The 12,823-nt window shown below is 58.8% G+C and carries 5 protein-coding genes and 3 rRNA genes; 5 read left to right on the plus strand and 3 right to left on the minus strand.

Translation table 11 applies throughout. The features are described 5' to 3' along the window. Positions 1–131: 131 nt before the first annotated feature. The 5 genes from ACNAOV_RS00085 to ACNAOV_RS00105 all read left to right on the plus strand — a co-directional run bounded on the left by ACNAOV_RS00085 (position 132) and on the right by ACNAOV_RS00105 (position 8,085). Positions 132–1,656: ribosomal RNA gene (locus ACNAOV_RS00085) — 16S ribosomal RNA — on the plus strand. A 406-nt stretch (positions 1,657–2,062) separates the two neighbouring features. Beyond that, positions 2,063–5,133: ribosomal RNA gene (locus tag ACNAOV_RS00090) — 23S ribosomal RNA — on the plus strand. 170 nt (positions 5,134–5,303) lie between these two features. Next, positions 5,304–5,420 (plus strand): 5S ribosomal RNA (gene rrf, locus ACNAOV_RS00095). Together the 16S, 23S and 5S rRNA genes form the textbook arrangement of a ribosomal RNA operon. Before the next feature lie 521 nt (positions 5,421–5,941). Then, positions 5,942–7,336: a hexose-6-phosphate:phosphate antiporter gene (uhpT, locus tag ACNAOV_RS00100; protein ID WP_416517447.1), complete on the plus strand. Its 1,395-nt coding sequence runs from the start codon at positions 5,942–5,944 to the stop codon at positions 7,334–7,336. Further along, positions 7,333–8,085 carry a tyrosine-protein phosphatase gene (locus ACNAOV_RS00105; RefSeq protein ID WP_416517448.1) on the plus strand — a complete coding sequence of 251 codons (753 nt, stop codon included), beginning with the start codon at positions 7,333–7,335 and terminating at the stop codon, positions 8,083–8,085. Before uhpT ends, ACNAOV_RS00105 begins: the two co-directional genes overlap by 4 nt. A gap of 412 nt (positions 8,086–8,497) precedes the next feature. Here ACNAOV_RS00105 and ACNAOV_RS00110 read toward each other — a convergent pair whose 3' ends face one another. The 3 genes from ACNAOV_RS00110 to ACNAOV_RS00120 all read right to left on the minus strand — a co-directional run bounded on the left by ACNAOV_RS00110 (position 8,498) and on the right by ACNAOV_RS00120 (position 12,776). Then, positions 8,498–8,881: a nuclear transport factor 2 family protein gene (locus tag ACNAOV_RS00110; RefSeq protein WP_416517449.1), complete on the minus strand. Its 384-nt coding sequence runs from the start codon at positions 8,879–8,881 to the stop codon at positions 8,498–8,500. 125 nt (positions 8,882–9,006) lie between these two features. Beyond that, positions 9,007–9,849, minus strand: coding sequence for a formate/nitrite transporter family protein (locus ACNAOV_RS00115; protein ID WP_416517450.1), 843 nt, complete (start codon positions 9,847–9,849; stop codon positions 9,007–9,009). 101 nt (positions 9,850–9,950) lie between these two features. After that, entirely contained in the window at positions 9,951–12,776 is a 2,826-nt protein-coding gene (locus ACNAOV_RS00120; RefSeq protein WP_416517451.1) for an ATP-binding cassette domain-containing protein, read from the minus strand. Positions 12,777–12,823: the final 47 nt, after the last annotated feature.

The following is a 12,823-nucleotide window of genomic DNA, read 5'->3' on the forward strand; positions in this document are numbered from 1 at the left end:
CCCGCCCGGCTGTTGTCGGGTACGTGGGAGCGTTGTGAGGGGTGTCGGGGTTTTTCGTGGGTTGGTTTCCTCCTTATGGAAGCCGGCCCGTCAATTATTGATGTGGGCTGTTTCGGCCTTCTTCATGGTTTTTTGTGGAGGGTTTGATTCTGGCTCAGGATGAACGCTGGCGGCGTGCTTAACACATGCAAGTCGAACGGGATCCGGGCAGCTTGCTGCCTGGTGAGAGTGGCGAACGGGTGAGTAATGCGTGACCAACCTGCCCCATGCTTCGGAATAGCTCCTGGAAACGGGTGGTAATGCCGGATGCTCCGCGCTGTCGCATGATGGTGTGGGAAAGGGTTTACCGGCATGGGATGGGGTCGCGTCCTATCAGCTTGTTGGCGGGGTGATGGCCTGCCAAGGCTTCGACGGGTAGCCGGCCTGAGAGGGCGACCGGCCACATTGGGACTGAGATACGGCCCAGACTCCTACGGGAGGCAGCAGTGGGGAATATTGCACAATGGGCGAAAGCCTGATGCAGCGACGCCGCGTGCGGGATGACGGCCTTCGGGTTGTAAACCGCTTTTGATTGGGAGCAAGCGAGAGTGAGTGTACCTTTCGAATAAGCACCGGCTAACTACGTGCCAGCAGCCGCGGTAATACGTAGGGTGCAAGCGTTATCCGGATTTATTGGGCGTAAAGAGCTCGTAGGCGGTTCGTCGCGTCTGGTGTGAAAGTCCATCGCTTAACGGTGGATCGGCGCCGGGTACGGGCGGACTGGAGTGCGGTAGGGGAGACTGGAATTCCCGGTGTAACGGTGGAATGTGTAGATATCGGGAAGAACACCGATGGCGAAGGCAGGTCTCTGGGCCGTCACTGACGCTGAGGAGCGAAAGCGTGGGGAGCGAACAGGATTAGATACCCTGGTAGTCCACGCCGTAAACGGTGGATGCTGGATGTGGGGCCCGTTCCACGGGTTCCGTGTCGGAGCTAACGCGTTAAGCATCCCGCCTGGGGAGTACGGCCGCAAGGCTAAAACTCAAAGAAATTGACGGGGGCCCGCACAAGCGGCGGAGCATGCGGATTAATTCGATGCAACGCGAAGAACCTTACCTGGGCTTGACATGTGCCGGACGGCCGCGGAGACGCGGCTTCCCTTCGGGGCCGGTTCACAGGTGGTGCATGGTCGTCGTCAGCTCGTGTCGTGAGATGTTGGGTCAAGTCCCGCAACGAGCGCAACCCTCGCCTCGTGTTGCCAGCGGGTCATGCCGGGAACTCACGGGGGACCGCCGGGGTTAACCCGGAGGAAGGTGGGGATGACGTCAGATCATCATGCCCCTTACGTCCAGGGCTTCACGCATGCTACAATGGCCGGTACAACGGGATGCGACATGGTGACATGGAGCGGATCCCTGAAAACCGGTCTCAGTTCGGATCGGAGCCTGCAACCCGGCTCCGTGAAGGCGGAGTCGCTAGTAATCGCGGATCAGCAACGCCGCGGTGAATGCGTTCCCGGGCCTTGTACACACCGCCCGTCAAGTCATGAAAGTGGGCAGCACCCGAAGCCGGTGGCCCAACCCGTTTGGGGGGGAGCCGTCTAAGGTGAGGTCCGCGATTGGGACTAAGTCGTAACAAGGTAGCCGTACCGGAAGGTGCGGCTGGATCACCTCCTTTCTACGGAGATTTTGGAAATCCCCTGCGTGTGATGCGTGGGGGTCGTGCCTGCGGGTCCGGCCGGTCGGCCGGATGGTGTGGGCGTGCTGGCGTGGAACGGTCTTGAGGCTGTGGCATGGATGCGCTGTTGGGTTCCCGGACCGCCACCCTTGTGGGTGGTGTTCCCGATGCCCGTCGGGTTCCTGCGTGGGGTTTGTCCCGCGTCGGGTCCTGTCGGTGTGCTGGTGGTTTGAGAACTGGATAGTGGACGCGAGCGGATGGCCGGCTTTCGGGCCGGTTGTCTGCTGTATTGTTTCGTCCGAGCCTATTTTTGAGTGGGTTCGGGTCGATCGTTTTGTGATCGTTTAGTGTGATGATTTGTCGTCTGGCAGTTCGCAGTTGTTGTTGTCGTGGCATGGCCTGTGGTCGTGTTGTCGGCAAGGGCGCATGGTGGATGCCTTGGCAGACAGGACCGATGAAGGACGCGTGGGGCCGCGATAGGCCTCGGGGAGCCGCCGACAGGGCTTTGATCCGAGGGTGTCCGAATGGGGTAACCCGCCGGCCGTGATGGGCCGGCACCGCATTCGTGCGGGGGGTACGCAGGGAAGTGAAACATCTCAGTACCTGCAGGAAAGGATATTCCGTGAGTAGTGGCGAGCGAAAGCGGATGATGGCCAAACCGGTGCCGTGTGATACCCGTCGGGGGTTGCGGCATGGGTGTTGTGGGACTTGGCGTCCGGGCTCCGACGGGCCCGGCGGCAGTGATAAAGCGGCGTGTGAGGCGAACGGGATTGAATTCCCGGCCGTAGAGGGTGATGGCCCCGTAGCCGAAGGCGCGCCGCCTGCCGGTTCTTGTTCCCAAGTAGCGCGGGACTCGTGGAATCCCGTGTGAATCGGCCCCGACCGTGGGGTAAGCCTGAATATTCCTGTCTGACCGATAGCGTACGAGTACCGTGAGGGAAAGGTGAAAAGCACCCCGGGAGGGGAGTGAAAGAGTTTCTGAAACCGTGTGCCTACAATCCGTCGGAGCCCTTCGGGGTGACGGCGTGCCTATCGAAAAATGAGTCTGCGAGTCAGTGGTGCGTGGCGAGGCTAACCCGTGTGGGGCAGCCGTAGCGAAAGCGAGTCCGATAAGGGCGTTTCCAGTCGCGTGTCCTGGACCCGAAGCGGGATGATCTAGCCCTGGGCAGGTTGAAGCGCGGGTAAGACCGCGTGGAGGACCGAACGGACCTGGGTTGAAAACCGGGCCGATGACCTGGGGCTAGGGGTGAAAGGCCAATCAAATTCCGTGATAGCTGGTTCTCTCCGAAATGCATTTCGGTGCAGCGTCGCGTGAGTGCCTCCATGGGGTAGAGCTACTGGATGCTTGAGGGCCCGTATCGGGTACCGACAGCAGCCAAACTCCGAATACGTGTGAGGTGTATCGCGGCAGTGAGTCGGCGGGGGATAAGCTCCGTCGTCGAGAGGGAGACAGCCCAGATCGTCGTCTAAGGTCCCCAAGCGCGTGCTAAGTGGGAAAGGATGTGGAGTCGCATAGACAGCCAGGAGGTTGGCTCAGAAGCAGCCATCCTTGAAAGAGTGCGTAACAGCTCACTGGTCTAGTGGTTCCGCGCCGATAATGTAGCGGGGCTCAAGCACGCCACCGAAGACGCGGCAGCGCAGTTCGCTGTGCTGGGTAGGAGAGCGTTCCGCGTGGGGCGAAGCGGCGGCGTGAGCCGGCCGTGGACCGCGTGGAAGTGAGAATGCAGACATGAGTAGCGAGAGGCGGGTGAGAATCCCGTCCGCTGGATGACCAAGGGTTCCGGGGCCACGTTCGTCGTCCCCGGGTGAGTCGGGTCCTAAGGCGAGGCCGACAGGCGTAGTCGAATGGATGAAGGAGTCGATATTCTCCTACCGGCGTCAAGCCGTCCAATCCAAGACGTGGAAGCATGCCCTTACCTGTGTCGGGTGGCGGTCTTCGGACCGTCCGATGGCATGGGACCGGCGTGTGGATGCGTGGCGGGTAGCGCGGGAGTGACACGGAACGGGAGCCGGGCCGCGGTGGTGGTTATCCGTGGTCAAGCATGCGGCGCGTCGGGCAGGCAAATCCGCCCGGCATGAGCGCGAGGTGTGATGATGGGGGGTCTTGTGCCCCGAATCCGGTGTGCCGTTCCGTCGAGAAAAGCTTCGGCGTGAGGAGTGGCGCCGCCCGTACCCCAAACCGACACTGGTGGTCAGGTAGAGTATACCAAAGCGATCGAGCGAATCCTGGTCAAGGAACTCGGCAAATCACTCCCGTGCCTTCGGTATAAGGGAGGCCCCGGCCGGTGATGCGCCTTGCGCGCGGAGCCGGCTGGGGCGGCACAGACCAGGGGGTAGCGACTGTTTACCAAAAACACAGGTGCATGCGAAGACGTAAGTCGCTGTATATGCACTGACGCCTGCCCGGTGCCGGAAGGTTAAGAGGATCCGTCATCCCTCTTCGGAGGGGGCAGCGGTGAATTCAAGCCCCGGTAAACGGCGGTGGTAACTATAACCATCCTAAGGTAGCGAAATTCCTTGTCGGGTAAGTTCCGACCTGCACGAATGGCGTAACGACTTCCCCACTGTCTCGACCAGGAGCTCGGCGAAATTGCAGTACGAGTAAAGATGCTCGTTAAGCGCAGAAGGACGAAAAGACCCCGGGACCTTTACTATACCTTGGTATTGGCGTTAGGTGCGGACTGTGTAGCATAGGCGGGAGGCTTCGAAGCGGGTGCGCCAGCATCCGTGGAGCCGGAATGTGAAATACCGCTCTGTCCTCATCTGGCCTCTAACCTCGGCCGGTCATCCCGGCCAGGGACAGTGCCTGGCGGGTAGTTTAACTGGGGCGGTTGCCTCCCAAAGAGTAACGGAGGCGCCCAAGGGTTCCCTCAGCCCGGTTGGCAATCGGGTGTTGAGTGCAATCGCACAAGGGAGCTTGACTGCGAGACCGACGGGTCGAGCAGGGACGAAAGTCGGAGATAGTGATCCGGTGCCGGCGTACGGACGCGGCATCGCTCAACGGATAAAAGGTACCCCGGGGATAACAGGCTGATCATCCCCAAGAGTCCATATCGACGGGATGGTTTGGCACCTCGATGTCGGCTCGTCGCATCCTGGGGCTGGAGCAGGTCCCAAGGGTTCGGCCGTTCGCCGATTAAAGCGGCACGCGAGCTGGGTTCAGAACGTCGTGAGACAGTTTGGTCTCTATCCTCTGCGCTCGTTGGAATCTTGAGGAGCCCTGCCCATAGTACGAGAGGACCTGGGTGGACGAACCTCTGGTATGCCGGTTGTCGCGCCAGCGGCACGGCCGGTTGGCTACGTTCGGATGGGATAACCGCTGAAAGCATCTAAGCGGGAAGCCCCCTCCAAGATAAGGATTCCATGAAGCCTCAAAGCTTCTGAAGACCCCATGCAGAACACATGGTCGATAGACCGGACGTGGACACCCCGCAAGGGGCGGAGCCGACCGGCACTAATGGTCGAGGACAACACAACACCCACCCCTTGAGGGGTGGCGGCATCAACCATACTGCGGATACGACCTGCGGCAATATGCACGACGGCCACAGGCGATCGAACACGGAACACGCGTCCACCATCCGGTCCCCGAACCACCAGAAGACCCCATGCCCTTCGCATGAAGGGGATGGATGAAATTGAAGATTCGCGGCGGTCATGGCCTGGGGGAGACGCCCGGTCCCATTCCGAACCCGGAAGCTAAGACCCAGCACGGCAATGGTACTGCACCCGGAAGAGTGTGGGAGAGTAGCACACCGCCGCCACAACACGTTGAAAGGCCTCTGATGACATAAGTCACCAGAGGCCTTTACTTGTATATCCGGGCGTACACCCCTACAAAACACATTCTGTCTGCACACGGGCCTCTATCCCTTAGAGTATTTCAGCTATATCAAGGAGCCTTATGCTGCCGTACAGCCAAGAAGCACATGCTGGCCCCGCCTTATCAGATCTCAGCTAGTGTTCTCGCTATGCAATAGACAAGAAAAGTGAAACTAACGTCGAGCAACTTATGATACTCCGGCTCATACGATACTTTAAAGAGCCATTAATAGCCGCTTACACCGCCGATCGGGATCAAAACAGTAGCCAATACACTGTCCAATAACCTTCAGGTCGTGTCTTATCGGTGAGGCGCCCGGTGCTGTCAATGAAACTTCTCTGGGGACTGTAGTTTTTACATGTTTTAGGCAGTGTCTCAAAACCCTTGTGTGTCAATACATAAAACGTTAAAGCAAATAAGTAAAATGTCAGCTGTTGCCCACCATATACAGGGAGGTATTAGATGGCTGGCAGGATATTCGATATCCATTTGGACAAACATGTGCCGAAGGCGACCATACCGGTAACCGAACAACGACATCTCTGGTTCCGTGAGTTCATGAAACCATATCTGATGGTCATCATTCTGTACATTACCATGTATCTTGTTCGAAATAATTTTAAAGCGGCACAGCCCTTGATGAAGCAGCAGTTGGGCATTACAACCCAGCAGTTGGGCGTAATTGGTTTTGTTTTCTCCGTTGTCTATGGAATCGGAAAAATCGTTGTGGGATACCTGGTCACAGGCAAAGACAACAAGAAGATTGCATCAATTATGCTTTTCTGCTCGTCTATCGTGGTCATTTGCATCGGTTTCCTCTTCACCTTAAGTCATGTACCTATGGGTTGGTTGATCGTTCTATGGGCCTTGAACGGGGTCTTTCAGTGCGCCGGCGGCCCAAGCTGCGCGACGGTGATCTCTAACTGGACGACGAAGACGACCTACGGCCGTTATTTGGGTGTTTGGAACGCTTCCCACAATATTGGCGGTGGCTTGGCTGGAGTGTTTGCCATCTGGTGTGCCCAAACCTTCTTCGGAGGCAAGGTAGCCGGGATGTTTATCGTCCCTGGTGTAGTGGCGCTTCTTGTGGCTATTATGTGCTTCCTGGTTGGCAAGAACCGGCCTGAGGATCTCGGGTGGGAACCTTCAGAGAAGATCTTCGATGAGCCTGTCAAGCAGGAAGACAAAGAGTCGCATGACGATACCACTTGGCAAATTTTCCGCCGGTACCTGCTCTCCAACCCTTGGGTTTGGGTGCTTTGCGTCAGCAACGTTTTTGTCTATCTGATCCGTATCGGCATCGACAACTGGGCGCCTCTGCGTGTGACTGAGCAGCTGCATTTCAGCAATCAAGTGGGCGCGCGGACCATCTTCTATTTCGAGATGGGTGCTCTAATCGGATGCCTTCTCTGGGGAGTGGTGTCTGACTTCCTGGGCGGCAGGCCTGCCTTGGTATCCACGCTTTGCGCCATCTGCCTGCCACTCGGAATGGCAGGCTACCAGCTGGGCCGCACCCCTGTGGTCATTTACATCTCGCTCTTCTTCCTGGGCATGTTCATCTTCGGCCCCCAGATGTTGATAAACATCTCCATGCTCAATCAGATTCCCAAGCGGGCCAATGTGCTGTCCGGCGGCATGGTCGGTGCGTTCGCCTACCTGTTCGGTGATTCCACCGCCAAGGTCCTGCTGGCCAAAATCGCAGACTCCTCGTCCGATGGGCTGACCGTGTTGGGGCATGTGCTGCATGGTTGGAATGATACTTTTATCGTGCTGTATATCGCCATTGTCTGCGCAGTTGTGCTTCTGGGCCTAGTGGCCTTGATGGAAGAGAAACGTATTAGAGGAGGTCGTCGATGAACATCACCAATTTCCGGGATCTGGGTGGCATGCGGACCATCCATGGCCGCCGGGTCCGCCCCCACAGGTTCATCCGGTCAGGGCAGCTGGTCGGCCTGGACGAGGAGACCAGGAGGGATTTGGTAGACCGCTACCATGTGACGCAGGTCGTGGACTTCCGCCGGCCCTTCGAGATACAGGAGAGCCCCGATGATCCAATTGAAGGCATCACCTTCACCAACATCGATCTGCTGGGTATGATTGGTGCCCGCAATACCAGCTTGGACGACTTCGCCTCCATAGGTTCGGTCGATCGGGTCAATGACCATATGCTGGGTACCTACCACGACATGGTCTTGAATCCAGGCGCTCAGAAAGGTTTTGGGCGCTTCCTGCGCATCGTCGTGGACAACACCCAGGGGGCCACGCTCTTCCACTGCTTCGCCGGCAAGGACCGGACCGGGTTCGCCGCGGCCCTGGTGCTCTGGCTGCTGGAGGTGGACGACGACCAGATATTCGCGGACTACCTGAAGACCAACCAGGAGAGGGTCGCGGCCAACAACCAGCTGCTGGACCAGTTCCGGGCAAAAGGCTTCGACCAGGATTCACTGGATGCACTGGCGGTTGCACTTTATGTCAAGAAGGAATATCTGATTTACGCCCGCCAACTCATGATCGACGCCTATGGCGATGTCTTCGCCTATGCCCAGCAGGCTCTAGGGTTCGGACCAGACCAGGTGGAGGCCCTGCGCGGCAACCTGCTTGAGTAATCAGACAAACTGAATAGTCAGGGACGGATGATCGGGCTTGACTGCCAATGGTAAGGAGGACATTGTGCATACATAAATCTGGGACGGACAGGATTCCGGGCCTCCCGAGTGACCCTGGCCGGCCAATGTTGATCACCAGGGGACCGCGGGGCCCGGGCCATTGTGAAGACAGCCATGGATGCAGGTGTGCGTTTCCTTCCGCACAAATATATTGCCGGGCAGACCGCGATTACATGGTCAGCAAAACGGCATGGAAACAACTGGATTCGTCTTAACTGACCATATCAATGTTGCAGGCGTCTGGATGGTCAAGGAGAATTTTGGACTCAGTTTGAAAAGCTTCCATGTCCTGGAGCGATCACGGTCTTCTCCCGGCCCAGCATGCTTTCACTCTTTCTTATCTCGCTGGAGGTCAGAAGAGGCCGTTATTGTTGCGGGACTGAACGTCTTCCACGTTGTGCTCGATGATGTCCCAGTGCTCGGCCAGCTGGCCGTCCTGCAGCCGGTAGATGTCGCAAACCTTGTTGACATGGCCGTTCTTCAGCGTGCACTTGAAGAAGACATAGACCATGTCGTCCTCGCCGTTCAGCTTGATGATTTCGATTTGCGGGCCCAGGGACAGGAAGCCCTTGATGAACTCCAGGAAGCCCGCCTTCCCGTCGGCGCAGGTGGGGTTGTGCTGAATGTAGTCGTCCCGCATGAACCTATCGAGGTTGCTGGTGTCTCCCCGGCAGAAGACCTGATCGTAGAACTCCTGCACCAGGGACTTATTGGCTGCCGTTTCAGTCTCGCTCATCATGAACCTTCGCTTTCTGCCTGTACATAGGCCTTTGAGTTTCTTCATGATAGGTGTCTTCGCTCAGGCTCGTAAGTATGTCTGAGATCTCGGTGAGCGGGGGACGGCAGCAGGCGGGAGGGCTATCAGGCCTTGAAGTGGCGCTCGTCGTTCATGGTGGCGAAATTCAGACCGATCAGGATGCCGCCGCCTATGTAGTTGCCCAGCATGGCCACCAGGACCACCAGGATTGCCTTCCAGGCGTTGACCCGCCCGAAGACGCCCAGGATGAGGAAAAGGGCCGAATCCGCTATCGAGTGCTCAAACCCACAGAAGGCGAAGACGAAGACGGCCACGACCATGATGATGCACTTGGTGAAGTCGTTGGAAAGCTTGCCGTTGTAGACCATAAGCATGGCGATGTTGATGCAGAAGTTGCACAGGATGCCGCGCACGAAGAGGTCGGCGAACCCCATGGGACCACCGGAGACATAGCCGATCTTGGTTGTCGCAGCCGCCAGCATCTGATCCAGGGTGGGACCGCTGACGATGGATGAGAATCGCAGGATGACGGCCACAATCAGGGCTCCGGCCAGGTTGCCCAGAAGGCAGAGGACCAGGATCCGCAGGGAGGCCAGCCAGCCCAGACGCTTGTGATAGGCGCCTATGGTGACCACCATCATGTTGGAGGTCAGCAGCTCGGAGTTGGTGTAGTAGATCAGGACCAGGGCCCAGCCGAAGGTGGTCGCTGCCAGGACCCGGCCTGCTAGGATCAGGCCGTGGTCAGCGGGGTTCTGGCCGGCCTGGCCCATGATGACGAAGAAGGCCGTGAAGAAGATACCCACAAAGAGGCCGGCCATGGTGGCCCGCTGCATGTACTTGCCGGTCAGGGCGCCGCTCATGGTCTTCTTGCTCTCGACCACGTCCAGGACGGTGCTGATGAAGGCCCGTCCGGGGAAGAGGGGCTGTCTGTTCTGTGGATCTGTCATCTGATTGGGTTGCTCATTCACGGGGTTCATTATGGCATTCCCGAGTAAAGAGTGACCGTCCTTAGGGCCCGACTGTGCGGGAATTCACTTCTTTGCCAGTGTCACTCGGTGCGCAAGGCAGTGGCAGGATCCTGCTTGGCCGCCTTCCGTGAGGGAATCAGGCCGCCGATCAGGGTCAGGATCACGCTCAGAATGACCAGAGCCACGCCGCCCGAGGCAGGCAGGGCTGCATTCACCTCGGTAGTGCCCATGAAGTGGTGCATGATGCTGTTGGCCGGAATGATCAGCAGCAGGGTGATGCCCACTCCCAGCAGGCCCGCCAGAAGTCCGATGAGGCCGGTCTCGGCGTTGAAGACGTTGGAGACGTTCCGCTTGGAAGCGCCCATGGCACGCAGGATGCCGATCTCCTTGGTCCGCTCCAGGACGGATATGTAGGTGATGATGCCGATCATGATGGAGGAGACCACCAGCGAGACTCCGACGAAGGCTATCAGCACATAGGTGATGACGTTGATGATGGTGGTGACCGAATTCATCATCAGGCCCACGTAGTCGGTATAGACGATCCTGTTCTTCTCTGCGGCCTTGTCGTTGTAGTGCTTGATGGCATCGCCCACGGAATTCTTGTTCTCGAAGCTGTCCGTATAGATGCTGATGCGGGAGGGGGCATCCCGGGAGATCAGGCCGAAGTCGCTCAGGTTGTCGGCGTAGGTGCCGGTGGAGACGTACTGGTTGTAGATGGCGACCAGGGCGTCCTGCGGGGCGGTAGCGATGTACTGGTCGAAGGCCTGGGCCGTCTGCTGCTCGGCTGAGGCCCCCGTGGGGATGCCTGCAGAACCTTGGGCTCTTGCAGCGGCCCTGGCCCGGCCCTGGGCTTCCTGGCTGGCCATGGCTGCCGAACCCTTCATGATCTCCTGGGCCATGCTGGCCTTCTGGCTGACGCCCAGGGATGCGATGTAGGCCTTGGCGTCGTTGGCCTTGGCGGCATCGTCGGCAGGGGCGAAGGCCATCCCGTTGAGGACGCTGTGGCCCTGGTCGGCCTCCTGGTCGGTGACGATGGGGCTGGTCTTGGCCTGGTCGATCAGATAATCGGTCAGCTGGCGGGTATATCCAACGCCCACCTTGAGTGGTGTGGCCTTGGCTCCTTGGTTGGGGCGAACGATGCCGACGATGTGCAGCTGCAGGCCTTGGTCGGCGGCCTTGGTCATCTGGTCGGTGCTGTCGCCGATGTAGTGGTAGTGGCCGTCGGTCCCCTTGGCATATTGGCTCGCGGCGGGCACCAGGGAGAGCTTTTGGTCCATGGCCTTGGCGTATTCGATGGGCTTGGTATCGACCTTGACCTCCTGCCCGCTGTTGAGCTTGTTCATCATGTCGGTGTACTGGCTGGAGGGGAGGATGCCCAGCTTGTAGAGGCTGGTGACGGGCATCTGGTTGTTCTTGTCCAACACCAGGACCACCTGATCCTTGGCCTTGGGCCAGGTGCCGTTCACCACCTGGTAGTTGTCGGTCACCACCTTGCTGATGGTGGTCTTGGCATCGGCCCCGGGCATGATCTCGCCAAAGATCTCCGGGGCCTTGTTCTTTTCGGTCTTGCCGGTCAGGTAGGACATCTGCATGGACTGGATGTCACCCATGTCGCTGTCGGTGTTGGCCGTGGCCATCTGGCTGGCGGTGGAGCTGGCATCGTCCTGCCCGTTCATGGTCACCTTGTCTGCAGAGACCAGCTTACCGTCCTGGTCGTGCCCGAAGACCGCGAACTTGGTGGCGTAGGAGTACTGGATGCCCACGGACCCCACGTACTGGTGGATCTCGCTCTTGGGATTATCCAAGTATTTTTTGAAGTCTGTCAGATTGTTCTGAGTGATGCTGCTGGTCAGGCTGGAGGCCCCCTTGATGCTGGAGTCGTCCGGCTGAATGGCCTTGAGATCCTTGTGGGCCTTGGCCTCCTTCTGGGATTCCTGGGCAGAGTCCACTATCTTGTTCAGGTCGAAGGACTGCTCCTGAATGGTGATGGGGTAGGAGGTCATGGTCTCCCGCTGCACCCTGTCGATGTAGCGGTTGACTCCGGTGGACACCGACAGGATCAGGGCGATGCCGATGATGCCGATGGATCCAGCGAAGGCTGTGAGTGCGGTTCGGGCCTTCTTGGTCCGAAGATTGTTGAAACTCAGAGATAGTGAAGTCAGCAGGCCCATGGAGGCCTTGCCGAAGGTGCGGTGGCGGGCCCGGCGGATGGGCACCTGGTCGTCGGGCAGGGGGTCGGAGTCGCTGATCACCGATCCGTCGTGCAGCTCCACAATCCTGGTGGCGTACTGGTGGGCCAGCTCGGGGTTGTGGGTGACCATGACCACCAGCCGGTCCTGGGCCACCTCCTTGAGCAGGTCCATAATCTGGATGGAGGTCTCCGAGTCCAGGGCTCCGGTGGGCTCGTCGGCCAGGAGGATGCGGGGGTTGTTGACCAGGGCCCTGGCGATGGCCACCCGCTGCATCTGCCCGCCCGAGAGCTGGTTGGGCCGCTTGTTCACATGCTGGCCCAGCCCAACCTGCTCCAGGGCCTTCCTGGCCCGCTCCCGCCGCTCCTGCCGATGCACGCCCGAGATGGTCAGGGCCAGCTCCACGTTGGACAGGATGCTCTGGTGTGGAATCAGGTTGTAGCTCTGGAAGACGAAGCCCACGGTGTGGTTGCGGTAGGAGTCCCAGTCGCGGTCCTTGTACTTTTTGGTGGAGGTGCCGTTGATGATCAGGTCGCCCTGGTCGTAGCGGTCCAGCCCGCCGATGATGTTGAGCAGCGTGGTCTTGCCGGAGCCGGAGGGGCCCAGGATGGCCACGAACTCGTTGTCGCGCAGGTTGACGCTGACATCATTCAAGGCCTGCTGGACGAAGTCCCCTGTTTTATATTGTTTGGAGATGTGTTCGATCTGCAGCACCGTCGTCCTCCGCTTTCTGGATTCTCAATGGCTTTAATGGCATGGAC

The sequence above is a fragment of the Bifidobacterium asteroides genome (assembly GCF_048001765.1).
In the GTDB taxonomy this organism is placed as follows: domain Bacteria; phylum Actinomycetota; class Actinomycetes; order Actinomycetales; family Bifidobacteriaceae; genus Bombiscardovia; species Bombiscardovia asteroides_K.

What these genes read in the sequence shown, in the direction of transcription:
- uhpT (WP_416517447.1), top strand. Translation starts at nt 5,942, where the DNA reads ATGGCTGGCAGGATATTCGATATCCATTTGGACAAACATGTGCCGAAG.
- ACNAOV_RS00105 (WP_416517448.1), top strand. Translation starts at nt 7,333, where the DNA reads ATGAACATCACCAATTTCCGGGATCTGGGTGGCATGCGGACCATCCAT.
- ACNAOV_RS00110 (WP_416517449.1), bottom strand. Translation starts at nt 8,881, where the DNA reads ATGAGCGAGACTGAAACGGCAGCCAATAAGTCCCTGGTGCAGGAGTTC.
- ACNAOV_RS00115 (WP_416517450.1), bottom strand. Translation starts at nt 9,849, where the DNA reads ATGACAGATCCACAGAACAGACAGCCCCTCTTCCCCGGACGGGCCTTC.